The sequence below is a fragment of the Staphylococcus argenteus genome, from assembly GCF_000236925.1.
Lineage (GTDB): Bacteria > Bacillota > Bacilli > Staphylococcales > Staphylococcaceae > Staphylococcus > Staphylococcus argenteus.
In genome coordinates this window covers 2,252,973-2,278,707 of the sequence record NC_016941.1, presented here as the reverse complement: position 1 = coordinate 2,278,707, position 25,735 = coordinate 2,252,973, and the positions used below count along the sequence as shown (strand labels likewise).

Below are 25,735 nucleotides of genomic sequence, written 5' to 3'. Positions count from 1 at the left end.
CCATGCCTGACTTAACACCTTTCTGGATATCAATACGAGTTGCTGTTATTAGTACGATAATTGTAACAATTTTAGGCATATTCATATCAAAATGGTTGTATCGTCGCAAAGGTTCATGGGTTAAAGTATTGGAAAGCTTTTTGATATTACCTATTGTTTTACCGCCAACGGTATTAGGTTTTATTCTATTAATCATTTTTTCGCCAAGGGGACCAATTGGTCAATTCTTTGCGAATGTACTACATTTACCCGTAGTGTTTACTTTGACAGGTGCTGTAATTGCATCTGTCATTGTTAGTTTTCCTTTAATGTATCAACATACAGTGCAAGGTTTTAGAGGTATAGATGCTAAAATGATTAATACAGCAAGAACTATGGGGGCAAGTGAAACAAAAATTTTTCTTAAATTAATTTTACCTTTAGCAAAACGTTCTATTTTAGCAGGTGTTATGATGAGTTTTGCACGCGCATTAGGTGAATTCGGGGCTACTTTAATGGTTGCTGGATATATTCCAAATAAAACGAACACGCTACCTTTAGAAATTTATTTCTTAGTTGAGCAAGGTCGTGAAAATGAAGCTTGGTTATGGGTATTAGTACTAGTTGCATTCTCTATTGTAGTCATTTCAACTATCAATTTATTGAATAGAGATAAATACAAGGAGGTCGACTAGATGCTTAAAATTAATTTAAAATATCAATTAAAAGATACTTTAATCCACATAAATATAGATGACGTTGAACCTAAAATATATGCAGTACGTGGCCCGTCTGGTATCGGCAAAACAACTGTTTTAAATATGATTGCAGGTTTACGAAAAGCAGATGAAGCAATTATTGAAGTGAATGGGCGAATGCTTACAGATACTGAAAATAATATTAATGTTAAAATACAACAACGTCATATTGGTTATCTTTTTCAAGATTATCAACTATTTCCGAATATGACTGTTTATAAAAATATCACATTTATGGCTGAACCTTCAGAGCATATTAATCAGTTAATGAAAACATTAAATATCAATCATTTAATCGATCAATATCCAATGACATTATCTGGTGGGGAAGCACAACGCGTAGCACTTGCACGAGCGCTCAGTACCAAGCCAGATTTAATTTTATTAGATGAACCATTTTCTAGCTTGGATGATGTTACAAAAGATGAGAGTATAACATTAGTTAAACGTATTTTTAAAGAATGGCATATACCAATTATCTTTGTGACACATTCTAATTATGAAGCGGAACAGATGGCGCATGAAATTATCACAATTGGGTAATCATTAAAGTGTGTATTAAGAAAGAGTTTAAAACGTTTTAAACATGATAGAAGAGAATGATTCTATCGTCATTTTAAATATGTTTTAGGCTCTTTTTTGGGCGCAAATTTTGAGCGAAATTGACGCGCGTCATATAATGAAAGTAATGACAAAAAGAAAGGATAACTGAATGTGAGCCGAGAACGTTATTCAAGACAAATTTTATTTAAACAAATTGGTGAAAAGGGTCAAGAAAAAATTAATCATAAACATGCATTAATAGTAGGTATGGGGGCTTTAGGCACACATGTAGCAGAAGGTCTTACGAGATCAGGTATTGCTAAATTAACAATCGTTGATAGAGATTATATTGAATTTAGTAATTTACAAAGGCAAACGCTATTTACAGAAGATGATGCACTGAAAATGATGCCCAAAGTTGTTGCTGCCAAAAAGCATCTGTTAGCTATTCGGAGTGATATTGAAGTTGAAGATTTTATTACACATGTTGATTATTACTTTTTAGAGTCACATGGACAGCGTGTTGACGTTATTATTGATGCAACAGATAATTTTGAAACGCGCCAATTAATTAATGATTTTGCATATAAACATCGTATTCCTTGGATTTATGGTGGTGTAGTACAAAGTACATACACAGAAGCGACATTTATTCCTGGAGAAACGCCATGTTTCAATTGTTTAGTACCTCAATTACCGGCATTAAATTTAACATGTGACACAGTCGGCGTTATTCAACCTGCAGTGACGATGACAACGAGCTTACAGTTGAGAGATGCGATGAAAATACTTACGGAGCAACCGATTGAAACTAAAATAACTTACGGGGATATTTGGGATGGTAGTCATTATTCATTTGGTTTCAGTAAAATGCAACGTGCAAACTGTACAACTTGTGGTGATGCACCGAATTATCCGTATTTAAATAAAAATGAGCAATATTATGCAACATTATGTGGTAGAGATACTGTTCAATATGAAAATGCTGCAATTACACAAGAGATGCTCATTCAATTTTTAAATGAACAACAATTAAATTATCGAAGTAATACGTATATGATAATGTTTGAATTTAAAGGGCATCGTATTGTCGCATTTGATGGTGGAAGGTTTTTAATTCATGGTATGACGCGAACATCAGATGCAGCGCATTTAATGAATTTATTATTTGGTTAATTAAATAAAAGGAGTGATTTGTAATGGGTGAACATAAAAACGTTGATTTAAATCGTACTGTTAAAGCAGCAGTTTTGACAGTATCTGATACGAGAGATTTCACTACAGATAAAGGTGGTCGATGTGTACGTGAACTATTGCAAGAAGCGCAGGTTGAAGTGACAGATGCACATTATAAAATAGTAAAAGATGACATAACAGCAATTACAACACAAATTAAACAGTGGTTAGATGAAGATATAGATGTCATTATTACAACTGGTGGAACAGGTATTGCACAAAGGGATGTAACAATTGAAGCAGTAAAACCAATGCTTACTAAAGAAATAGAAGGATTTGGAGAGTTATTTAGATATTTAAGCTATGCAGAGGATGTAGGTACCCGTGCCTTATTATCTCGAGCTATTGCAGGTACAGTTAATGATAAATTGATTTTCTCGGTGCCAGGGTCAACGGGTGCAGTTAAATTGGCATTAGAAAAGCTCATTAAACCAGAATTAAATCATCTGATTCATGAGCTAACAAAATAATTGGTTACTTATTTGACAATCGGTGATAGTCTCCAGATTTACCGCCAGATTTACTTTCAAGATATGTTTCGCCAATAATCATTCCTTTATCGACTGCTTTTGTCATGTCGTAAATGGTTAATGCGGTAGCAGAAGCTGCAGTTAAAGCTTCCATTTCAACACCAGTTTTGCCAGTAGTTGAGACTGTTGTTTGTATATTTAATGTATAGTTTGGTGCATGTGTTTCATCCCATTGAAAATAAATATCTATGCCAGTCAATGGCAAAGGATGACACATAGGTATAATTGTTGATGTATTTTTAGCTGCCATAATACCAGCAATTTGTGCAGTATTTAATACGTTACCTTTGGCAGTGGTATTTGTTGTTATTTGATTGTAAATAGTTTCATTTACAGTAATACTTGAATGAGCGATAGCAGTTCTTTTTGTAATATTTTTGTCAGAAACGTCGACCATTTTTGCATGACCTTGTTGATTAATATGAGTAAATTCAGTCATTTTACCCCTCCTAATGCATCCAGTATATCATGAAAAAATAAAAGTTTTGGAGATGATTTTTAATGGTAGTAGAAAAAAGAAACCCAATTCCGGTTAAAGAAGCAATACAACGAATCGTTAAGCAACAAATTACGATGCCATCACAAAAGGTTTTACTTGAAAATAGTTTAGGTCATATTTTAGCTGAAGATATAGTTGCTACATACGATATTCCTAGATTTGATAAATCACCTTACGATGGTTTCGCCATACGTAGCGTAGATTCACAAGGTGCAAGTGGTCAACATCGTATTGAATTTAAAGTGATTGATCATATTGGTGCTGGATCAGTTTCCAATAAAGTTGTAGGTGAGCATGAGGCAGTAAGAATTATGACAGGGGCACAAATTCCAGAAGGTGCAGATGCAGTCGTTATGTTTGAACAAACTATCGAACTTGAAGATACTTTTACAATCCGAAAACCTTTTACTAAAAATGAAAATATTTCTTTGAAAGGCGAGGAGACAACAACTGGAGATATTGTGCTGAAAAAAGGGCAAGTGATTAATCCAGGTGCCATAGCGGTGTTAGCAACGTATGGTTATACTGAAGTTCAAGTTATTAAACAACCAAGCGTTGCTGTTATTGCAACAGGAAGTGAATTATTAGATGTTAGTGACCCATTAGAAGATGGGAAGATTCGTAATTCTAATGGACCTATGATCCATGCTTTAGCTGAAAAATTAGGTCTTGAAGTAGGAATATATAAAACGCAAGAAGATGATTTAGAAAGTGGTATTCAAATTGTTAAAGAGGCTATGCGTAATCATGATATCGTGATTACAACTGGTGGTGTTTCTGTAGGAGACTTTGATTATCTACCAGAAATTTATAAAGCGGTAAATGCTGAAGTACTATTTAATAAAGTTGCAATGCGTCCTGGTAGTGTTACAACAGTGGCATTTGCAAATGGCAAATATTTATTTGGATTATCTGGGAATCCATCAGCATGTTTCACTGGATTTGAACTATTTGTCAAACCAGCTGTGAAACATATGTGTGGTGCACTAGAAGTCTTTCCGCAAGTAGTTAAAGCAACTTTAATGGAAGATTTTTCGAAAGCTAATCCATTTACTCGTTTTATTCGTGCAAAGGCCACTTTAACTAGTGCCGGTGCAACTGTAGTGCCTTCGGGATTTAATAAATCAGGTGCAGTTGTTGCGATTGCACATGCAAACTGTATGATAATGCTACCTGGTGGTTCACGTGGTTTCAAAGCTGGTCATACTGTCGATGTGATATTGACAGAATCAGAAGCTGCTGAAGAGGAACTTCATTTATGATTTTGCAAATCATAGGTTATAAAAATGCTGGAAAGACAACACTGATGTCACATGCAGTATCTTTTCTAAAATCACAAGGTTATAAAGTTGCTACGATTAAACATCATGGTCATTATGATGAAGATATTCAATTACAACATACTGATGTAGATCATATGAAACATTTTGAAGCAGGAGCAGATCAAAGTATTGTGCATGGTCTAGAATTTCAACAAACTGTTACACGAGTTGAAAAACAAAATCTTACTCAAATTATTGAAAAATCTGTTACAATTGACACCAATATCATTTTAGTTGAAGGTTTCAAAAATGCAGTTTTTGACAAAGTGGTTGTCTATCAAAATGAGCAAGATTTAGAGGAATTAAGACAATTATCAAATATATGCTATAGCATTAACGTCAGGGAGACCGATGATTTTACGTTATTTGATAATTGGCTATTAAATAAAGTGAAAAATGATTGTGACGCACAATTTAAATAGAGGATTGAAATGAATGAAACAATTTGAAATCGTGACTGATCCGATAGAAACAGCACCATACCGAGATTTCACTATTAATGAATATCAAGGAGCTGTAGTTGTTTTTACAGGTCATGTACGAGAGTGGACTAAGGGAGTTAAAACGGAATATCTCGAATATGAAGCATATGTTCCGATGGCTGAAAAGAAATTAGCACAAATCGGGGATGAAATAAATGAAAAATGGCCTGGGACGATTACGAGCATTGTGCATAGAATAGGACCATTACAAATTTCTGATGTTGCAGTATTAATTGCCGTATCGTCGCCACATCGTAAAGATGCGTACAGAGCAAATGAATACGCTATCGAACGAATTAAAGAAATCGTTCCAATTTGGAAAAAAGAAATTTGGGAAGATGGTTCTGAATGGCAAGGTCATCAAAAAGGTAATTATGAGGAAGCGAAGAGGGAGGAATAATAGAAATGAAGGTACTTTACTTCGCAGAAATTAAAGAAATTTTAAAAAAGGGACAAGAAGATATTGTGCTTGAAAAAGCGGTAACTGTGCAGCAATTTGAAAGTTTCTTATTTGAACGTTATCCACAAATAAATAATAAAAAATTTCAAGTTGCTGTAAATGAGGAATTTGTACAAAAATCAGATTTCATAAATCCGAATGATACCGTTGCACTAATTCCACCAGTTAGTGGGGGGTAAAATTATATGAAAGCAATTATTCTTGCAGGTGGTCATTCTAAACGTTTTGGTAAACCGAAAGCATTCGCACAATTGAACGGCGACCCTTTTTATAGAAAAATAATTAAGACGTTGGATTCAACAAATATGTTTAATGAAATTATTATTAGTACAAATGCGCAATTGTCAACGCAATTTGATTATCCGAATGTCGTTATTGATGATGTCGAACATCAAGATAAAGGTCCTTTATCAGGTATTTATACAATTATGAAACAACACCCTGAAGAGGAGTTGTTTTTTGTTGTTTCTGTCGATACGCCTATGATTACCGGTAAAGCTGTTAGTAGTTTGTATCAATTTTTAGTATCACACCTTATCGAAGATCATTTGGATGTGGCAGCTTTTAAAGAAGATGGACGATTTATACCAACCATTGCCTTCTATAGTCCAAATGCATTAGATGCTATAACTAGAGCTTTAAACTCAGACGATTATAGTTTTAAAAATGTATACCGTGAGTTATCTACAGACTGTTTAGACGTGAATGATGTAGATGCACCAACGTATTGGTATAGGAATATAAATTATCAACAAGATTTGGACACATTAATAAAAATATTGTAAGTAGTTAGGGGGTCCGGAAATGGTAGAACAAATTAAAGATAAACTAGGACGTCCAATCCGTGACTTACGGTTATCTGTGACAGATCGTTGTAATTTTAGATGTGATTACTGTATGCCTAAAGAAGTATTTGGGGATGACTTTATATTTTTACCTAAAAATGAATTGTTAACTTTTGATGAGATGACGAGAATTGCTAAAATTTATTCGGAATTAGGCGTGAAAAAACTTCGGATTACTGGTGGTGAACCATTAATGCGAAGAGATTTAGATCAACTCATTGCAAAATTAACTCAAATTGAAGGTATTGAAGATATAGGGTTAACAACAAATGGTTTATTATTAAAAAAACATGGTCAAAAATTATATGCTGCTGGACTTCGTAGAATTAATGTCAGCCTAGATGCTATAGATGATACGTTGTTTCAATCAATTAATAATCGAAATATTAAAGCTACAACGATATTGGAACAAATCGATTATGCAAAATCTATAGGTTTCAATGTTAAAGTTAATGTTGTTATACAAAAAGGAATTAATGATGGTCAAATTATACCAATGCTCAACTATTTTAAACAAAAGCACATTGAAATTCGATTTATAGAATTTATGGATGTCGGTAATGATAATGGGTGGAATTTTAATAAGGTAGTAACAAAAGATGAAATGCTTACAATGATTGAACAGAATTTTGAAATAGAAGCTGTTGAACCTAAATACTTTGGTGAAGTTGCAAAATATTATCGTCACAAGGACAATGGTGTTAAATTTGGATTGATTACAAGCGTGTCCCAATCATTTTGTTCGTCATGTACACGTGCAAGATTATCATCAGATGGAAAATTTTACGGGTGCTTATTCTCAACTGTCGATGGATTTAATGTTAAGTCGTTTATTCGCTCTGGCGTAACTGATGAAGAATTAAAAGAGCAGTTCAAAGCGTTATGGCATGTGCGAGATGATCGTTATTCAGATGAGAGAACGGCACAAACAGTTGCCAATCGTCAACGTAAAAAAATCAATATGAATTATATTGGTGGTTAATTGATTTAATGTTGCATTGACTAAAAATAATTTTTTGTTTATCAATCTTATTTTTTAGAAAATAGACATCACGTAAATATTATAAGTATGATAATTTCTGTGAAATGAAGTGACGCTTTTCTATTATTTTAGCCACTATTTTGGTTAATATGCTATGATGTGTTTTTGAATTAAAGTTAAGTTCGCAAATGATTTTTTATGAAGTGACAAAATTATCAACTTATTGCCTATGAGTTTTAATTTTATAGATAACAAAGTCCCTACCTAAAATAGCGATCATATCTATACCAAATTATATAGAGATGATCGTTTTTACGTTTGATTAAAGAATATAGCTAACGCTGTAGAAATTTAAAAATATATACGAACAACATGTGTGGTATTGTCAAAATTAGCACCAAAACATTAAGTTGTAAAATATCATATTTAAGTATAAAATTTGTCGATTAAATAACGAGTTGTCCAAAAGATATAAATCTAAACAAGATATAGACATCAATTTAATATTTGTAATAGATAAAATGCTAAGTTTGATATATAATTAATTTAAGTAATTGTATTATAATATGAATTACAAACATCTAAGAAGAAACATAGGAGGCATCATATTATGAGTAATAAGGTTCAACGTTTTATAGAAGCAGAAAGAGAGTTAAGTCAGTTAAAGCACTGGTTGAAATCAACACACAAGATTTCTATTGAAGAGTTTGTAGTACTTTTTAAAGTGTATGAAGCTGAAAAGATTAGTGGTAAGGAATTAAGAGATACATTACATTTCGAAATGTTATGGGATACAAGTAAAATTGATGTGATTATCCGTAAAATCTACAAAAAAGAACTTATTTCTAAACTGCGTTCTGAAACGGATGAAAGACAAGTATTCTATTTCTATAGTGCGCCACAAAAGAAAGTACTAGACAAAATTAAAAAAGAAATAGAAGTATTAAGCGTTACAAATTAATATAATAAAAGCATGCTAATCAGTTCATCGTATCAATGTCTTGGGGACAGACAATGATGTAATTTGATTAGCATGCTTTTTTATACAAAGCTATTAGTGTGAAGGATTATGTGTAACATGACGTCCATGAACAAAGAAATAAACAACCATGGTAATAATAGCTAAAACTGCCATAAAACCAAATATTTGACTATGTGAAAACATATGGCTAAATAATCCTAGAAACGATGGACCAAAGCCGACACCAGCATCAAGCCCTACATAAAACGTTGATGTAGCAATGCCGTATTTAATTGGTGGTGAGACTTTAATAGCAATTGACTGCATAGCAGATGATAAATTTCCGTAACCTAAACCAAGACATGCACCAGCAATTAATATAAGCCAGCTTTGATGGCTTATAATTAAGCATACAAAAGACAAGAAGAGCATAATAAATGCTGGATATACGATCACATTTTCATTTTTATCATCCATCAATCTGCCGGCAATTGGTCTAGTAACTAATGACGCAATCGCGTAACAAATGAAGAAATAACTTGCTGCCGTTACGAGTTGACGCTCGATAGCAAATGCTTGTAAATAAGTTAAGATTGATGCGTAAGTCACACCGATTAAGAGCATGACAATGGCCACAGGAATGGCTTCTTTAGCAATAAATTGATGAATGCTAAATGTACGCTTTTCTATCATATTATGATTTGTCTTACTTTCAGACATATCGAAATCAACTTTTATAAATAATGAGATGATTAATCCTAGTACACCTAATGCTGCGCAAATAATGAAAAGTAAATTGATACTATATTTTGTGATAAGCAACATTCCAAGAAATGGTCCAATCGCTGTACCTAAAACTAAACTAAGTGAAAATAAACTGATGCCTTCACTTTTTCTATTTACAGGTGTGACATAAGCAGCAATAGTACCTGTTGCCGTAGTTACAATAGCAGTGGCAATACCGTTAATAAGACGAACGAATATTAAAAATGCTAAAGAACCGTCAACAAAATAAAGTAATTGAGTCAGGATTAAAGCAACCAAACCAATGGATAATAAACGTTTTGGACCAATTTGATTGACGAATTTACCAGTACCAAAACGACCTATTAAAGAACCAACAATGAATAATCCAACTACTAGACCGGCTAGAGAATCAGAGGCATGAAATGTTTGTTTACTGTATCCTGCTATAACTACTAGTAATAAATACATACATAAATAAACAATAAAATTAACGATAAAATTAATGGTAAAACTTTTGGTGAAAATTGGTGCTTTATTTGATGATTGATCCATCATCGTTTGCCTCCTTTAAAAGTGTTTCATGAATTTGATTCATTATATTAACTATTGCTGTCATTTGATCAGTTGAAATATCAGTTTTATCAACAATAGTTTGTTGAAGTATTTGTACATCGTTACAAACTGCCTCATAAAGTTTAGTTCCTTTAGACGTTAAACTTAAAAACTTTTGGCGTTTATCTTCTAAACTGTTTTCCACTATAATTAATTCATTTTCAATTAGGACTTTTAATGTTTTTCTTGCTGTTGGTTTTTCAATCGCACGTCGATGTGAAATATCAATGAGTGTGGTTGGTTGGTGTTTTGCGATATCACGTAAGATTAACCATTGACCATAATATATATTGTGTTTATCTAATATCGGTTCAGCTAATTTTAAGTAAGGTCTATAAACTGAAATAAAACTATTAAAAAATTCGTGTGCTAACATAGTGACATCTCCTAATCTTAATTAGTTAGCTTGGCTAACTATTTTAGAACATTAGTAATTATAAAACGAAGATAAATGGAAAGCAATATATAATTATTAAGAGCATAAAATTTTATACTTTGTTAAAATAAGCGTAATTACATGTAAATGGGGGATACCATGGTATTAAAATTTGATCATATTATTCATTATATTGACCAGTTGAATCATTTTAATTTTCCAGGAGACGTTATAAAGTTGCATTCAGGTGGGCATCATAATAAATTTGGAACATTTAATAAATTAGGTTACATTAATGAAAATTATATTGAACTATTGGATGTAGAAAATAATGAAAAGTTAAAGAAAATGGCGAAAACGATAGAAGGCGATGTTGCTTTTGCTACTCAAATTGTTCAAGAAAAATATGAACAAGGTTTTAAAAATATTTGCATTCGTACAGATGATATAAAAGCAGTGAAGAATAGATTACAAAGTGAACAAGTTGAAGTTGTAGGGCCAATTCAAATGGAAAGAGATACACATAAAGATGGCAAAGTGAAGTGGCAATTACTTTATATCATGAAACAAGATGATAACGATATCAAGCCACCATTTTTTATTCAATGGGAAGAAAGTGATTCAATGCGAACTGAAAAATTGGAAAAATATTATCAAACACAATTTTCTGTTGAAACAATTATTATGAAAAGTACAAATCGATCACAAACAGTTGCAAATTGGTTGAAATGGTATGACATGGACATTGTGGAGGAAAGTGAAAATTATACAGATTTGATTTTAAAAAATGATGATATTTATTTTAGAATTGAAGATGGTAAAGTTTCAAAATATCATACTATGATTATTAAAGATGCACAGGCAACTTCACCATATTCAATTTTTATAAGAGGTGCTATATATCGATTCGAACCATTAGTATAGATATACGTACGTGCTATGTGCAAGTATGGCCATATGGATGATGGCAAGTATGATAGATAAAATAGTCAACATATTGTTTAAACGTGATGACTTAATTAATATGAAAAAGACTGATAATATAAATGTGAAAAAGATTAGTATGACACGTAAACTAAAGTAATTTACTGTTAGCGGTTGGCTAAGTGTCATGATAATTGCGACGATGTTCATTATTATAAATAAACTTAAAATAATTGTTCTCATTTAAAACACCTCTTAATTAGATTATTGATATTATAACAAGGGTATTCGTATATGAACATTAAAGTGTTTGTACTATATTAAGATTTGAATTTGAGAATAGTGTAGGCTATTGACGAAAATAGTATTCAACTACAATGATTTTGATGAATGTGAAGGCAGTAATTTTTAAATACAGAAAAGACAAGGCAGTGAAAAGGCACTTCGTTAAAAGTTATAATTATATATAACAAAGTGGCTTTAGATGCATATTTTTTATCGACGTATAGCACGAGCATTAAAAAAAGAATTGTCGATTTTATATGTATGCTCTGAATCGACACTGTTAGATACAAACTGTATAATTATATGTATTGTTAAATAGAAGGAGATATCATAAATCATGGAAAAGATGCATATCACTAATCAAGAACATGACGCATTTGTTAAATCTCATCCCAATGGAGATTTACTACAATTAACGAAATGGGCAGAAACAAAACAATTAACTGGATGGTACGCAAGAAGAATCGCTGTAGGTCGTGACGGTGAGGTTCAAGGGGTTGCTCAGTTATTATTTAAAAAGGTTCCTAGATTACCTTTTACGTTATGTTATATTTCACGTGGTTTTGTTGTTGATTATAGTAATAAAGAAGCGCTGAATGCGTTGTTAGAAAGTGCAAAAGAAATCGCTAAGGCTGAGAAAGCATATGCAATTAAAATCGATCCCGATGTTGAAGTTGATAAAGGTACAGATGCATTACAAAATCTGAAAGCACTAGGGTTTAAACATAAAGGGTTTAAAGAAGGTTTATCGAAAGACTATATTCAACCACGTATGACTATGATTACACCGATTGATAAAACAGATGATGAATTATTAAATAGTTTTGAACGTCGTAATCGCTCAAAAGTGAGACTTGCTTTGAAGCGTGGCACTACGGTAGAACGTTCTAATAGAGAAGGATTAAAGACTTTTGCCGAATTAATGAAAATTACTGGAGAACGTGATGGTTTTTTAACACGTGATATTAGTTATTTTGAAAATATTTATGATGCATTACATGAAGATGGGGATGCTGAACTATTTTTAGTGAAATTAGATCCGAAAGAAAATATAGCTAAGGTAAATCAAGAATTAAACGAACTTAATGCGGAAATTGCTAAATGGCAACAGAAGAAAGAAACATCTGAGAAACAAGCTAAAAAAGCACAAAACATGATTAATGATGCTAAAAATAAAATTGCTAAAAATGAAGACTTGAAACGTGATTTGGAAGCATTAGAACGTGAACATCCGGATGGTATTTATCTTTCTGGTGCGTTACTAATGTTTGCTGGTGCGAAATCATATTATTTATATGGTGCGTCTTCTAATGAATTTAGAGATTTCTTACCAAATCATCATATGCAGTATACGATGATGAAATATGCGCGTGATCATGGTGCGACAACGTATGATTTCGGTGGTACAGATAATGATCCAGATAAAGATTCTGAACATTATGGCTTGTGGGCATTTAAAAAAGTGTGGGGAACATACTTAAGTGAAAAAGTTGGTGAGTTCGATTATGTACTAAATCAACCGCTGTATCAACTAATTGAACAAGTTAAACCACGCTTGACGAAAGCTAAAATCAAGATATCACGTAAATTGAAACGTAAATAAATCAAAGACACAAATCTGAACGCTTATATGATTAGTACTTGCGTTCAGATTTTTTTACACAGTATAGAATGGTTGGGCAAAATTTTTTAAAAATAGTAAAAAGGGGGCAGGTACAGTGATAAAAAAATTACTACAATTTTCTTTAGGAAATAAGTTTGCTATTTTTTTAATGGTTGTTTTAGTTGTGTTAGGTGGCTTTTATGCGAGCGCTAAATTGAAATTAGAGTTATTGCCAGATGTTCAAAATCCTGTTATATCAGTTACAACGACAATGCCAGGAGCAACACCGCAAAGTACACAAGATGAAATTAGCAGTAAAATCGATAATCAAGTTAGATCTTTGGCATATGTAAAAGATGTTAAAACTCAATCGATACAAAATGCATCGATTGTGACAGTTGAATATGACAATAATACAGATATGGATAAAGCAGAAGAACAACTAAAAAAAGAAATTGATAAAATTAAATTTAAAGACGAAGTTGGTCAACCTGAATTAAGACGTAATTCAATGGATGCTTTCCCAGTTTTAGCTTATTCGTTTTCAAATAAAGATAATGATTTGAAAAAAGTAACGAAAGTATTGAATGAACAGTTAATACCCAAATTACAAACGGTAGATGGTGTTCAAAATGCACAATTGAATGGTCAGACGAATCGTGAGATTACGCTTAAATTTAAGCAAGATGAACTTGAAAAATATGGATTAACTGCGGATGATGTTGAAAATTATTTGAAAACAGCGACTAGAACTACTCCCCTTGGATTATTCCAATTTGGTGATAAAGATAAATCGATTGTCGTAGACGGACAATACCAATCTGTTGATGCTTTTAAAAATATTAATATCCCACTAACGCTGGCAAGTGGACAAGGTCAAACGCAATCTCAAAGTGATAATACTCAAAATTCAGCTATGTCAGATGTTAATAAAGCATCTTCACAACAAACGTCGAAATCGGCCGAGTCAAATAATATAAGTGGTATGCCGACAGCGAAATTAAAAGACTTAGCAGACATCACAGTTGGCGATGTACGTTCATCTATTTCTAAAACAAATGGTAAGGATGCAGTTAATTTGCAAATTACTAAAGCTCAAGATGCAAATACTGTTCAAGTGGCCAAGGATGTTCAACATAAAATTGATACATTTATTGAAGAAAATAAAGGTTTGAATGTAACTAAAACAATGGATACTGCTAAACCTGTCGAAAAATCACTATACACGATGGTTGAAAAAGCAGCATTAGGTACAATTGTAGCAATAATAGTTATTCTATTATTCTTAAGAAACATTCGTACAACATTAATTTCAATTATATCCATTCCACTATCTTTACTAATGGCGCTTATTGCGTTGAAATTAAGTAATGTTTCTTTGAATATATTAACATTAGGGGCGTTAACGGTAGCTATTGGTCGTGTTATAGATGATTCAATTGTCGTGGTTGAGAATATTTATCGACGCTTAACAGACCCAGAGGAAAAATTAAAAGGTGAAAATCTTATTATCAGTGCTACAACAGAAGTGTTTAAACCGATTATGTCATCAACACTTGTGACAATTATCGTCTTTTTACCGCTAGTGTTTGTTTCTGGTTCGGTAGGTGAAATGTTTAGACCCTTTGCATTAGCAATTGCATTTAGTTTATTAGCATCTTTATTAGTTTCAATCACTTTAGTTCCTGCATTGGCATCGACACTATTTAAAAAAGGTGTTAGACGTCGAAATAAACCACATGAAGAAGGTTTAGGTGTTGTGAGTACAACGTATAAAAAGGTTTTGAAATGGTCTTTAAATCACAAATGGATTGTTATTATTTTAAGTACTTTGATTTTAATTCTAACAATTGTATTTGGCGGTCCTAAACTTGGAACCAGCTTTATTTCAGCTGGAGATGATAAATTTTTAGCAATTACGTACACACCAAAGCCAGGTGAAACTGAACAATCTGTATTAAATCATGCGAAAGATGTCGAAAAATATTTAAAACAGAAAAAGCATGTGAAAACCATTCAATATTCAGTGGGTGGAAGCAGTCCAGTTGATCCAACTGGCAGCACAAATAGTATGGCAATTATGGTTGAATACGATAATGACACACCCAACTTTGATGTAGAAGCAGATAAAGTTATTAAGCATGTAGATGGTTTTAAACACCCTGGAGAATGGAAAAACCAAGATTTGGGAACAGGTGCAGGCAATAAATCTGTAGAAGTTACGGTAAAAGGCCCATCTACAGATGCAATTAAATCTACTGTACAACGCATTGAACAAGAAATGAAACGAGTTAAAGGACTAGCGAATGTTAAATCGGATTTATCCCAAACATATGATCAATTTGAAATTAAAGTGGATCAGAATAAAGCAGCAGAGAATGGCATTTCTGCAAGTCAACTTGCAATGCATTTAAATGAAAACTTACCAGAGAAAACAGTGACTACTGTTAAGGAAAATGGTAAATCCATCGATGTTAAAGTGAAGCAAAATAAGAAAACAGACTGGTCAGAAGATAAGTTGAATAATATTACTTTGAAAAAGCCAACTGGAGGCACAATTAAATTAGGCGATATTGCTACTTTAGTAAAAACAACAACACCAAGTAAATTGACACAAGAGCAAGGGGATTATGCAACAACAGTATCAGCTAAAGTAACAAATAAAGATGTGGGTGGTACAACACGACAAGTGATGTCTAAGATAAACAATATAGATAAGCCGAATAATGTAAAAGTAAATATTGGTGGTGCCTCAGATGATATTAATAATGCGATGACGCAATTGGCATTTGCAATGTTAGCAGCTATCATCATAGTGTATCTGATTTTAGTAATTACATTTAAAGGTGGATTAGCACCATTCACGATTTTATTCTCATTACCATTTACAGTTATTGGTGTGATTATTGCACTTTTAATCACTGGAGAAACGATATCAGTACCAAGTTTGATAGGTATGTTAATGTTAATAGGTATTGTAGTAACGAATGCAATTGTATTAATAGATCGTGTTATCAATAATGAGCAGCGAGGCATGGAGATGAAAGACGCTTTAATTGAAGCGGGTGGCACTAGAATAAGACCGATCTTAATGACTGCAATAGCAACAATAGGTGCGTTAGTTCCGCTATTGTTCGGTCAAGATAGCTCAATCCTTATATCAAAAGGTCTAGCAGCTACAGTTATCGGCGGTTTAATTTCATCTACATTGTTAACGTTAGTGGTTGTACCAGTGATTTATGAAATCTTATTTACTTTGAAAAATCGAATTACTAAACGATAGATAATAAGAAAGCCATCAAAGCGGTCATGAAGTTGACTGCTTTGATGGCTTTTTCGATAACATTCTTAAAAATCTGATATTAAAGTGTGAAGTTATTAATCTGAACATCTTTATCGTCGTTGTTCATGTTAGATTTATAATCAGACACTGAACTAAAAGTTGAAATCATGTTGTCGCATGTTTGATTTTTTTAATTAGAATAATACGATGGTTAAGATAAAGTATATAACAAAGATAAATAGAGACATTAAATTTAAAATATTAACACCTTTTAAATCTTTTTTTAGCATTTTAAATCCTGTTACTTCAACATTACCAACTAGTAATAGTAAGACAATAAAGACCCACCAATTTTCTTTCGGGAAGCTCATCGTCGTTAATGCTAAGACGAATAATAGCAAAACACCCATAATGATTCTCAAAATACGTGTAAATACAACTTCCATTTTAAAAATACTAATAAAACTAACAATTAAATAAAGTATTGCTAGTAAAATCAGATAAAATTGCATATGATAACTTCCTCTCCGTTTCAAAGGTTACATGTAATATAGTATTTATCATAGAAAACTTATGCGTATAGCTTGATGACAACTGCTGTTTAGTGTTTGCTATGATTACAAATAGAAATCTCGAGATTATATTTCAATTCGTAAAAATGCATAGCAAAACAGTATTAACTAAAAGTAAGTTGTTAATTGTCCATCTTAGCTCGAACGTTTCTAATTTCATTTTCAATTTCTTTAAGTTGACGAACAAGTGCTGACGTATCTAGATTAAGTGATTCTTGCTTTTCTAAATCGCCTTGAAGTCGAATATAATCATGTTTAAGTTCGGCTAATTGACTTTCTAAAGACATACTACGACACTCCTTTGAAATATAATTAAGTGCATTTATTGTTGATTATAGCATGAAATAGTGGACTACTAAAACATCTGTGAAATATGTTAAAGTATTAAATTATGAAGGTTATTGAAAGAAGGGGTAACATTGACCGAACAATTTACAATGATTATTTTATTAATTGCGCTAGGATACTTTTTGAAGCGGATTAATTATATTAAGGCAACAGATAGTCAAGTCATTGCCACATTGGTGCTTAATGTTACACTTCCATCTTTAGTTATTGTTAATTTAAACAGTGCAGAATTAAAATTGTCATTCTCAATTTTGCCGATTTTGATGATAGTTTACGGTATTGTAGCGAAAATCATTGCTATTTGGTTTTTTAGAAAATATGACAATCAAATGCGTGGATCAGTAGGGATGATGACAGGTGCTATGAATATCGGATTGTTTGCTTATCCTTTGATAGAAGCGATATGGCCTAAAACAGGACTTGTATATTTTGGTATGGCTGATATTGGTGGTGCTTTTGTGATGTTTGGAATTACTTACTTTGTAGGTAGTTACTTTAGTGAAGGTAGTAATCAATTTGATTTTAAATTTTTAGCGAAAAAATTATTGCAGTCTGTACCATTGGTTACTTATATCATCATGTTTATTTTGAATTTAAATCATATTCAATTGCCGCACGTAGCGATAGATTTTTTTAATATACTTTCACACGCAAACATGCCCCTGTCTATGATTTTGCTAGGTGTTATGCTGAATTTTACGCTTGAACGTAAATACATACCTGCAACGATTAAATATTTGTGTTTGCATTATGGACTGGCATTGATTGCAGGTGGCTTGGTTCACGTTTTATTACCTGTATCTGATGATATGATTAAGACAACATTGCTTATTACATGGATGTTCCCTGTTGGCGTTGCAATCATTTCGTATGGTATCCAATTTAAATATCGAACACTCCCATTTATCGGTATGGCGACAAATTTAACAATCATTATTAGTATTATTATTTTATATGTGTATCAAGCTGTGTTTATTTAGGTTGTAATTTTGAAAATAAAACTGCAATGTTTTTGTATAAATTGAGCCCCCATACTACAACGTGCGTATGTTTGTAGTATGGGGGCTTTCATGATATGTGATTTATTTTTATAATCAACTAAATTGACAATGATTAATAGATAGAGTTGTTTGTCCTACAATCATTCTAACTACACGACGTATTGAATCAAACGCGTTTATAATTTAGTAAAAGTTCTCATTCTCATTGAATGTTGAAAATACCATTAACTTATAAAAGATAATTTGAATCGGCATATAGCCATATTGTAAATTGCATATTTCCTGGGTTATATACAAGAAATGATATTGCTTTAAAATGTCACTAAATAAGTTAGTTTTTAATGAAAACGAGTGCACTTTTCCAACTCAGTAAGCAATTATAAAAATCATATATCTAGATGCTTTTATTTCAAATTACCAAGTATAATCGCGGCAATGACAATAATTATGATACCTGCCCATATACCTTTCATCTGACGACGATCTTTTCTTTCTCCTAAAATGAAAATACCACCAAGTGTAGAAACGATGACAAGTAATTGTGATAATGAGAAACTTGTCGCTACACCAACTTTAGGTTGTGAATAGAACATAAACAAGTTACCAATACCCCAAATGATACCTGGTAAAAGATTAAGCGCTGTTGATCTAAGTGAAGTTTTATGGTTCATTGATAAGATAAATCCACCAATTGCCATACCAACAGATTGGAAGAATAATGCATCTGTGCCACCAACCCCGAAAATATCACCAAGCACAACGAATCCGACATAACCAACTGTAGAAATAATCAAAATACCCATTGCTTTTTTAAATTCTGGATTATCAGATTGACGTTCATTTTTAGCTTTAAGTGAAGTAAGAGCGACACCAGTAACTAATAAAATCATGGCAATTAAACCAAAGATAATTTGAGTCATCGTACTCCATTCACCTAAAAAGATAACGCTGAATAATGTTGTACCAACTAACTGCATACCTGTTGATACAGGCATAGTATTAGATACACCAATTAAACTGATTGATTTAAGCTGATTTGCTTGTCCGAATGCCCACAATGCACCAGAAATAAGACCGACAATAATGACAGTAGGGTTATCGAATTTTGCGTAACCAGTTATAAGTAAAGCCAACCCAACAATAAGGGCACCTAGCGTAGTACCGCGAATTTGGTTGTATGGTCCGCCACCGACGAACACATTAATAAGAACAACGCTTCCCCAGAATAAAGCTGGTAAAAGGGCTATTAAGAAATCAAAAAATTGCAAGACTACTCACTCTCCTATGCTATTTATACAAGTGCTCCCCTTAATTGACACTTGCATGTTATTGTAAAGCATTCTGTGCTATTAGTAAAAAACAACTACTTAAAGTTTTCAATGTTTACAAAAAGTAGAAAAACCCACAATACACTTTCATAGCATACTGTGGGAACCATTTTAAAAATATTATTCGGGAATCGACTGATTTTTAACGTTGCGTGATTCGAATTTGAATTTGATGTATTCATAGTTAATATGGAATCCTAAACCATTGAAACGTTCAATGAGTTTGTTGTTTTTATTACGTATTTTAAAATAAACTTTTCTAATGTCATAATTATCGAAAGCGTATTGTAAGGCATAGGCTAGTAATTCGAAAGCAATACCTTTTAGGCGATAGTCAACATGAGAACTAAAATACTTAATTTCAGCGATAGACTGTTGTGTATCAATTTCGAGATATAAGTAACCTTTTAGCAGACCTTCACTAACAAACAAAAATAAATGATGGGTTTCATCTAAACTATCAACAATTTCTTGTGGATGTTGTGCTTGGTATTTAAATGTATTTGTATGTAACTTACTAAATGCTCGGTAAAAGCCTTTATGATAGGGAATAATATTCGGTTGATGCATATCGTCTTCTAAGCTTTTTCGAGCTTCAATGTAATAATCAGTGAAATTATAACTTGCCTGAATAGATTTCATTAAATGTTTGTATTGTTGTATACCTTCTTCGAATGAAAAATTAAAGATTGCGTCCTCAGGTTGTTTTGATGTCATTGCTGCAAATAAAGATTCGAATGTATCCGTTGATAAGACGTAGTTATCAGCAATAAAAGGACCTATTACTTTAAATTTATCTTTATCATATGTGAACGATAGAATAATCGCTTTAATTGAGTCGTTTTCTTGAAGTGCAAACACACCAGGAGATTCAATTGCGTCTGCTATTAACACATCAATTTCTTTGTACTGTTGAGGAAGTTTATATAAATATGATGCTGATTCATAATTAGAATGTTCAATGAACGATTTTATTTGTGTAATATCATATAACTGAACAATGCCCATGTCATGACCTCCGTACTTTTTATTACCTTAATTATATAATATTTCAACTGAAATGAAAGTTAATAGTGATATTAACATGTTACAATACATTTAACACATCATTTGCAATCAGTAATTTTAAAATATTGATTAAAGTGAACGGATAAAATGCGCTCGATTAATTTAGAACGCATGAGAAAGGATAAATTATGAAATCGTTAATATTAGCTGAAAAGCCATCAGTGGCAAGAGATATTGCTGATGCACTACAAATAAATCAAAAACGAAATGGTTATTTTGAAAATAATCAATATATTGTTACTTGGGCATTAGGTCATCTTGTTACAAATGCAACGCCTGAGCAATATGATAAGCATTTAAAAGAATGGCGTTTAGAGGACTTGCCGATTATACCTAAATATATGAAAACTGTTGTTATCGGTAAAACGAGTAAACAGTTTAAAACAGTTAAAGCGTTAATACTAGATAATAAAGTGAAAGACATTATTATTGCTACAGATGCTGGCCGAGAAGGTGAATTAGTTGCTCGACTTATTTTAGATAAAGTTGGCAATAAGAAACCACTAAGACGTTTATGGATTAGCTCAGTTACTAAAAAAGCAATCCAACAAGGCTTTAAAAACTTAAAAGATGGGCGTCAATTTGATGATTTATATCATGCAGCATTAGCGAGAAGTGAAGCTGACTGGATTGTGGGGATTAATGCGACACGTGCACTGACAACGAAATATGACGCACAGCTTTCGTTGGGCCGCGTTCAAACGCCAACAATTCAATTAGTGTATACACGCCAACAAGAGATTAATTCTTTCAAACCACAGAAATATTATTCGTTATCATTAAGTGTTAATGGATTTGATTTTCAATTAGAATCGAAAGAACGTTTTACAGATAAGGGCACTTTAGAAAAGATCGTCGATAAACTGAAAAATGAATCAGGGAACATAACGTCAGTTGTTACAAAGCATAAGAAATCATATCCGCAACAATTATATAATCTAACGGATTTGCAACAAGATATGTATAGACGTTATAAAATTGGTCCTAAAGAAACTTTAAATACGCTTCAAAACTTATATGAAAGACATAAGGTAGTAACATACCCAAGAACGGATTCTAATTATTTAACGACTGACATGGTGGATACAATGAAAGAACGTATCCAAGCAACAATGTCTACAGATTATAAAAACTATGCACGCCAATTGTTGTCGAAATCATTTTCGTCTAAAATGTCGATATTTAATAATCAAAAAGTATCAGATCATCACGCAATAATTCCGACAGAAGTTAGACCGATGATATCAGATTTGAGTAATAGAGAAGCTAAACTATACGAAATGATTGTAGAACGATTTTTAGAAGCGTTAATGCCGCCACATGAATACGATACTATTACTGTGATATTGAAAATAGCAGGATATACATTCGTACTAAAAGAAAATGTAACAACAGCACTAGGATTTAAAGCATTGCGACAAGGTGATTCAGTTACCGAAAAGAAACAACCATTTGTTGAAGGTACTAATGTGTCTATTAAGAAAGCTCAAATTAAAGAGCATGAAACAACATCACCCGAATATTTCAATGAAGGCTCTTTATTAAAAGCAATGGAAAATCCGCAGAACTTTATTCAATTGAAAGATAAAAAATATGCACAGACATTAAAGCAAACAGGTGGAATTGGAACTGTTGCAACAAGAGCAGATATTATCGATAAGTTATTTAATATGAATGCCATCGAATCAAGAGACGGTAAAATTAAAGTAACGTCGAAAGGTAAACAAATTTTAGAATTAGCACCAGAAGAATTAACATCACCACTTTTGACGGCACAGTGGGAAGAAAAGCTATTGTTAATTGAGCGTGGTAAATATCAATCGAAAAAATTCATCAATGAAATGAAAGATTTTACGAAAGATGTTGTAAACGGAATAAAAAATAGCGAACAAAAATATAAGCATGATAATTTAACGACAACTGAATGTCCAACATGTGGGAAATTTATGATTAAAGTTAAAACTAAAAACGGGCAAATGCTAGTTTGTCAAGATCCGTCGTGTAAGACGAAGAAGAATGTCCAACGCAAAACGAATGCAAGATGTCCAAACTGTAAGAAAAAACTAACACTTTTTGGGAGAGGTAAAGAAGCAGTTTATCGTTGTGTGTGTGGTCATTCTGAAACGCAAGCACATATGGATCAACGTATGAAGAATAAGACTTCTGGTAAAGTATCACGTAAAGAAATGAAGAAATACATGAACCAAGATGAAGGATTGGATAATAATCCGTTTAAAGATGCATTGAAAAACTTAAAATTGTAGGGAAAATCGAACGAAGTTAGATCAGAAAAATGAAAAGTTCGCTTTTAGTATTGTTTTTTATCAAGAATGATATTAAACTATTAAAGTATTTTAAAAAAAGGAGCATCCATTCGTGAAAAACTATTTCCAGTTCGATAAATATGGAACAAACTTTAAAAGAGAAATTCTAGGCGGTATTACGACTTTCTTATCAATGGCTTATATTTTAGCAGTTAACCCACAAGTTCTAAGCTTAGCTGGCGTTAAAGGTGTATCTGACAGCATGAAAATGGATCAAGGTGCTATTTTCGTAGCGACAGCTTTAGCGGCATTTGTCGGTTCGCTGTTTATGGGATTAATAGCTAAATATCCAATTGCGTTAGCACCAGGTATGGGATTGAATGCATTCTTTGCATTTACAGTTGTGTTAACGATGGGTATTCCTTGGCAAGTTGGTTTGACGGGCGTACTATTCTCAGGAATATTCTTTGCAATATTAACCGTCACAGGGTTTAGAGAAGTTATTATTAATGCGATACCATATCAAATGAAGATGGCTGTTTCGGCAGGTATTGGATTATTCATTACCTTTGTTGGTCTACAAAGTTCAGGTATTATAGTCAAAAATGAATCTACTTTAGTAACATTGGGACATTTGACAGATGCACCAGTGCTGTTAGCTATTTTCGGGATAGTTATTACTGTGATTTTATATGCTATTAAATTACCAGGTTCTATCTTTATCGGTATGATTATCACGGCAATCGTAGGTATGTTTACAGGATTGATTCAAATGCCGAATGGTATTGTTGGTAAAATCCCTAGTATTGAGCCGACTTTTGGTGCCGCATTTGAAGCATTTAAAGATCCAAGTCAATTATTTACGATACAATTTTTAATTGTAATATTAACGTTCTTATTTATTGATTTCTTTGACACTGCAGGTACATTAGTAGCCGTAGCTACTCAAGCGGGTATTATGAAAGATAATAAGTTACCAAGAGCTGGACGTGCTTTGTTCTCAGATTCTTTGGCTACAATTGTAGGATCGATTTTTGGAACAACTACTACAACTTCTTATATCGAGTCAACATCAGGTGTAGCAGTAGGTGCTAGAACCGGCTTTGCTAGTATAGTAACGGGTTGTTGTTTCCTATTGGCTCTATTCTTTAGCCCATTAATTGCAGTTGTAACGAGTGCAGTAACAACACCAGCGTTGGTAGTTGTAGGTGTATTGATGGCTGCAAACTTTGCTGAAATAAACTGGAAAAGTTTTGAAGTGGCAGTACCAGCTTTCATTACAATTATTATGATGCCTTTATCATATTCAATTGCTACTGGTATTGCATGTGGATTTATTTTCTATCCAATTACAATGCTTATTTCTAAAAAACATAAAGAAGTACATCCAATAATGTACGTTTTAATGGTGTTATTCATTCTTTACTTTATATTCGTTCATGGCTAAATCATGACAAAATAAAACGACTTCCCAAATTACTGGGGAGTCGTTTTTATTCTGTGTTAACAAACATATTTACTAAGCGCTAGTACAAAAAATTGATATAGTGATTAATAGGTATCAATACACGGTTGCACTGTATATAAAGAAGCATTTATGCAAAATAGTTGGACGCGTTTCTTCTATATTATATACAGCAATTTAAGCTTTAAATGAAATTGTTACTCTTTATGCCCATCCTTGTATTGTGTATAAATAACACGTGCGTTTTTATTAGGTATATATGTTGGTGCTGATAGAACTACTGCCACAAATAAAATCATTAGGAAAAATAAAACCCAATGAATTAATATGCCTAAGAAAGGGATAATTGCTAAAAAGCTACCTGCAAGACCTATTAAAGGAATAATAACAATAGGTCTAATAGCGTTTTGTCTATTTACTAATAATATAATAGTAAGAATTAAATAAAGTAACGCATTAAATGTTAATGGTTGCCATCCAAAACTCAAAATAAAGGCTGCACCTAAAAATGGTATCCCATAGAAAAACTCGCATAATATTAAAAAGATACCTATAATCGCTAAAGTTAATTTTGGTCCATTCTTCATATTCTTTCACCACCATCCTTATGTCTAATTATATAGAATAATTTTCAATGATAATAATAAAATGATTCAAGATAGCATTTTACAACAAAAGAAGAAATAAAAAATATCCCGAAAATAGTTGAACTGGCTTTGTATATAAAGTAAAATATAAAAGTATGTGTTAGACAGATAGAAAAATTATGTGAAAAGCCTTGATTTATCGATGTTTTTCGTGTAACATAACTAACGTTGGACTTTAAGAAAAGCGATGAAGCGAAAGGTTACTGACACACCCGGCCGCTTTGCCATGGCGCTGTGTAAGATAGTTTTCGTGGAGAAGTCTATCACTAAATGTAGACGAATAAGGAGGGAAAATTATGGCAAAACAAAAAATCAGAATCAGATTAAAAGCTTATGATCACCGCGTGATTGATCAATCAGCTGAGAAGATTGTAGAAACAGCGAAACGTTCTGGTGCAGATGTTTCTGGACCAATTCCGTTACCAACTGAGAAATCAGTATACACAATCATCCGTGCCGTGCATAAGTATAAAGATTCACGTGAACAATTCGAACAACGTACACACAAACGTTTAATCGATATTGTAAACCCAACACCAAAAACAGTTGACGCTTTAATGGGCTTAAACTTACCATCTGGTGTAGACATCGAAATCAAATTATAATAGACAATTT

The 25,735-nt window shown here is 32.6% G+C and carries 27 protein-coding genes and 1 pseudogene; 18 read left to right on the top strand and 10 right to left on the bottom strand.

Features of this window, described 5'->3' with window-relative positions:
• The first annotated feature begins 2 nt into the window (after positions 1-2).
• The 4 genes from modB (at position 3) to SAMSHR1132_RS11180 (ending at position 2,986) form a co-directional block, all read left to right on the top strand.
• Positions 3-674, top strand: coding sequence for a molybdate ABC transporter permease subunit (modB, locus tag SAMSHR1132_RS11195; RefSeq protein ID WP_001113085.1), 672 nt, complete (start codon positions 3-5; stop codon positions 672-674).
• Complete coding sequence (locus SAMSHR1132_RS11190) at positions 675-1,280, top strand: ATP-binding cassette domain-containing protein (protein WP_000913005.1); 606 nt, start codon at positions 675-677, stop codon at positions 1,278-1,280.
• Between the two features lie 171 nt (positions 1,281-1,451).
• Entirely contained in the window at positions 1,452-2,456 is a 1,005-nt protein-coding gene (locus SAMSHR1132_RS11185; RefSeq protein ID WP_000085834.1) for a ThiF family adenylyltransferase, read from the top strand.
• 23 nt (positions 2,457-2,479) lie between these two features.
• On the top strand, positions 2,480-2,986 hold the full coding sequence (locus SAMSHR1132_RS11180) for a MogA/MoaB family molybdenum cofactor biosynthesis protein (protein WP_000503800.1): 507 nt from the start codon (positions 2,480-2,482) through the stop codon (positions 2,984-2,986).
• A gap of 4 nt (positions 2,987-2,990) precedes the next feature.
• Here SAMSHR1132_RS11180 and moaC read toward each other — a convergent pair whose 3' ends face one another.
• Positions 2,991-3,485 (bottom strand): cyclic pyranopterin monophosphate synthase MoaC, encoded by a 495-nt coding sequence (gene moaC / locus SAMSHR1132_RS11175; protein ID WP_000134524.1) that lies wholly within the window; start codon positions 3,483-3,485, stop codon positions 2,991-2,993.
• A gap of 62 nt (positions 3,486-3,547) precedes the next feature.
• Between moaC and SAMSHR1132_RS11170 the strand changes: the two genes are divergently transcribed.
• From SAMSHR1132_RS11170 to moaA, 6 genes are read left to right on the top strand one after another with little or no spacing between them, the layout of a single operon-like run.
• Entirely contained in the window at positions 3,548-4,807 is a 1,260-nt protein-coding gene (locus SAMSHR1132_RS11170) for a molybdopterin molybdotransferase MoeA (RefSeq protein ID WP_000259712.1), read from the top strand.
• On the top strand, positions 4,804-5,289 hold the full coding sequence (mobB, locus tag SAMSHR1132_RS11165; RefSeq protein WP_000602918.1) for a molybdopterin-guanine dinucleotide biosynthesis protein B: 486 nt from the start codon (positions 4,804-4,806) through the stop codon (positions 5,287-5,289). The genes SAMSHR1132_RS11170 and mobB overlap by 4 nt, the downstream gene beginning before the upstream one ends.
• Positions 5,290-5,302: 13 nt before the next feature.
• Positions 5,303-5,749: a molybdenum cofactor biosynthesis protein MoaE gene (locus SAMSHR1132_RS11160; protein WP_000808496.1), complete on the top strand. Its 447-nt coding sequence runs from the start codon at positions 5,303-5,305 to the stop codon at positions 5,747-5,749.
• A gap of 5 nt (positions 5,750-5,754) precedes the next feature.
• Positions 5,755-5,988 carry a molybdopterin converting factor subunit 1 gene (gene moaD / locus SAMSHR1132_RS11155; protein WP_000866975.1) on the top strand — a complete coding sequence of 78 codons (234 nt, stop codon included), beginning with the start codon at positions 5,755-5,757 and terminating at the stop codon, positions 5,986-5,988.
• 6 nt (positions 5,989-5,994) lie between these two features.
• A complete protein-coding gene (gene mobA, locus SAMSHR1132_RS11150) occupies positions 5,995-6,594 on the top strand; it encodes a molybdenum cofactor guanylyltransferase MobA (RefSeq protein WP_000643980.1) in 600 nt (199 codons plus the stop codon).
• A gap of 19 nt (positions 6,595-6,613) precedes the next feature.
• Entirely contained in the window at positions 6,614-7,636 is a 1,023-nt protein-coding gene (gene moaA / locus SAMSHR1132_RS11145) for a GTP 3',8-cyclase MoaA (protein WP_000230170.1), read from the top strand.
• Between the two features lie 400 nt (positions 7,637-8,036).
• Here the strand turns inward: moaA and SAMSHR1132_RS14475 are convergent.
• Positions 8,037-8,121, bottom strand: a pseudogene (locus SAMSHR1132_RS14475) (hypothetical protein); the annotation flags it as partial.
• Positions 8,122-8,246: 125 nt separating this feature from the next.
• Here SAMSHR1132_RS14475 and sarV point away from each other — a divergent pair.
• The gene (gene sarV / locus SAMSHR1132_RS11135) at positions 8,247-8,597 is read left to right on the top strand and encodes an HTH-type transcriptional regulator SarV (RefSeq protein WP_000066894.1); all 351 of its coding nucleotides are present in this window, start codon (positions 8,247-8,249) and stop codon (positions 8,595-8,597) included.
• A 93-nt stretch (positions 8,598-8,690) separates the two neighbouring features.
• Here sarV and SAMSHR1132_RS11130 read toward each other — a convergent pair whose 3' ends face one another.
• Together SAMSHR1132_RS11130 and SAMSHR1132_RS11125 are read right to left on the bottom strand one after the other, a co-directional pair.
• A complete protein-coding gene (locus SAMSHR1132_RS11130) occupies positions 8,691-9,896 on the bottom strand; it encodes an MFS transporter (RefSeq protein WP_000372820.1) in 1,206 nt (401 codons plus the stop codon).
• Positions 9,877-10,332, bottom strand: coding sequence for a MarR family winged helix-turn-helix transcriptional regulator (locus SAMSHR1132_RS11125; protein WP_000879529.1), 456 nt, complete (start codon positions 10,330-10,332; stop codon positions 9,877-9,879). The genes SAMSHR1132_RS11130 and SAMSHR1132_RS11125 overlap by 20 nt, the downstream gene beginning before the upstream one ends.
• Before the next feature lie 159 nt (positions 10,333-10,491).
• Between SAMSHR1132_RS11125 and SAMSHR1132_RS11120 the strand changes: the two genes are divergently transcribed.
• A complete protein-coding gene (locus SAMSHR1132_RS11120) occupies positions 10,492-11,256 on the top strand; it encodes a VOC family protein (protein ID WP_000243155.1) in 765 nt (254 codons plus the stop codon).
• Here the strand turns inward: SAMSHR1132_RS11120 and SAMSHR1132_RS11115 are convergent.
• A complete protein-coding gene (locus SAMSHR1132_RS11115; RefSeq protein ID WP_014373889.1) occupies positions 11,248-11,499 on the bottom strand; it encodes a hypothetical protein in 252 nt (83 codons plus the stop codon). The genes SAMSHR1132_RS11120 and SAMSHR1132_RS11115 overlap by 9 nt on opposite strands.
• A gap of 379 nt (positions 11,500-11,878) precedes the next feature.
• On the opposite strand from SAMSHR1132_RS11115, the gene femX reads away from it, so the two are divergent.
• A complete protein-coding gene (femX, locus tag SAMSHR1132_RS11110; protein ID WP_000413872.1) occupies positions 11,879-13,144 on the top strand; it encodes a lipid II:glycine glycyltransferase in 1,266 nt (421 codons plus the stop codon).
• A gap of 115 nt (positions 13,145-13,259) precedes the next feature.
• Positions 13,260-16,427: an efflux RND transporter permease subunit gene (locus SAMSHR1132_RS11105; RefSeq protein WP_000592288.1), complete on the top strand. Its 3,168-nt coding sequence runs from the start codon at positions 13,260-13,262 to the stop codon at positions 16,425-16,427.
• Between the two features lie 194 nt (positions 16,428-16,621).
• On the opposite strand, the gene mspA is transcribed toward SAMSHR1132_RS11105, so the two are convergent.
• Positions 16,622-16,939, bottom strand: a complete 318-nt coding sequence (gene mspA, locus SAMSHR1132_RS11100) for a membrane stabilizing protein MspA (protein WP_001161085.1) — start codon at positions 16,937-16,939, stop codon at positions 16,622-16,624.
• A gap of 182 nt (positions 16,940-17,121) precedes the next feature.
• On the bottom strand, positions 17,122-17,286 hold the full coding sequence (locus tag SAMSHR1132_RS11095) for an SE1832 family protein (RefSeq protein WP_000051321.1): 165 nt from the start codon (positions 17,284-17,286) through the stop codon (positions 17,122-17,124).
• A gap of 132 nt (positions 17,287-17,418) precedes the next feature.
• Between SAMSHR1132_RS11095 and SAMSHR1132_RS11090 the strand changes: the two genes are divergently transcribed.
• The gene (locus tag SAMSHR1132_RS11090; RefSeq protein WP_000139199.1) at positions 17,419-18,327 is read left to right on the top strand and encodes an AEC family transporter; all 909 of its coding nucleotides are present in this window, start codon (positions 17,419-17,421) and stop codon (positions 18,325-18,327) included.
• Between the two features lie 425 nt (positions 18,328-18,752).
• Here the strand turns inward: SAMSHR1132_RS11090 and SAMSHR1132_RS11085 are convergent, their stop codons facing one another.
• Entirely contained in the window at positions 18,753-19,616 is an 864-nt protein-coding gene (locus SAMSHR1132_RS11085; protein ID WP_001159304.1) for a GRP family sugar transporter, read from the bottom strand.
• Positions 19,617-19,796: 180 nt separating this feature from the next.
• The gene (locus SAMSHR1132_RS11080) at positions 19,797-20,684 is read right to left on the bottom strand and encodes a GNAT family N-acetyltransferase (RefSeq protein WP_000513424.1); all 888 of its coding nucleotides are present in this window, start codon (positions 20,682-20,684) and stop codon (positions 19,797-19,799) included.
• A 188-nt stretch (positions 20,685-20,872) separates the two neighbouring features.
• On the opposite strand from SAMSHR1132_RS11080, the gene SAMSHR1132_RS11075 reads away from it, so the two are divergent.
• A complete protein-coding gene (locus SAMSHR1132_RS11075) occupies positions 20,873-23,008 on the top strand; it encodes a DNA topoisomerase III (RefSeq protein ID WP_000838476.1) in 2,136 nt (711 codons plus the stop codon).
• 112 nt (positions 23,009-23,120) lie between these two features.
• Complete coding sequence (stgP, locus tag SAMSHR1132_RS11070) at positions 23,121-24,455, top strand: 6-thioguanine permease StgP (protein ID WP_000800693.1); 1,335 nt, start codon at positions 23,121-23,123, stop codon at positions 24,453-24,455.
• A 215-nt stretch (positions 24,456-24,670) separates the two neighbouring features.
• On the opposite strand, the gene SAMSHR1132_RS11065 is transcribed toward stgP, so the two are convergent.
• Entirely contained in the window at positions 24,671-25,060 is a 390-nt protein-coding gene (locus tag SAMSHR1132_RS11065; RefSeq protein ID WP_000788449.1) for a hypothetical protein, read from the bottom strand.
• Between the two features lie 356 nt (positions 25,061-25,416).
• Between SAMSHR1132_RS11065 and rpsJ the strand changes: the two genes are divergently transcribed.
• Positions 25,417-25,725 (top strand): 30S ribosomal protein S10, encoded by a 309-nt coding sequence (gene rpsJ / locus SAMSHR1132_RS11060; protein WP_001118667.1) that lies wholly within the window; start codon positions 25,417-25,419, stop codon positions 25,723-25,725.
• The last annotated feature ends 10 nt before the right edge of the window (positions 25,726-25,735 follow it).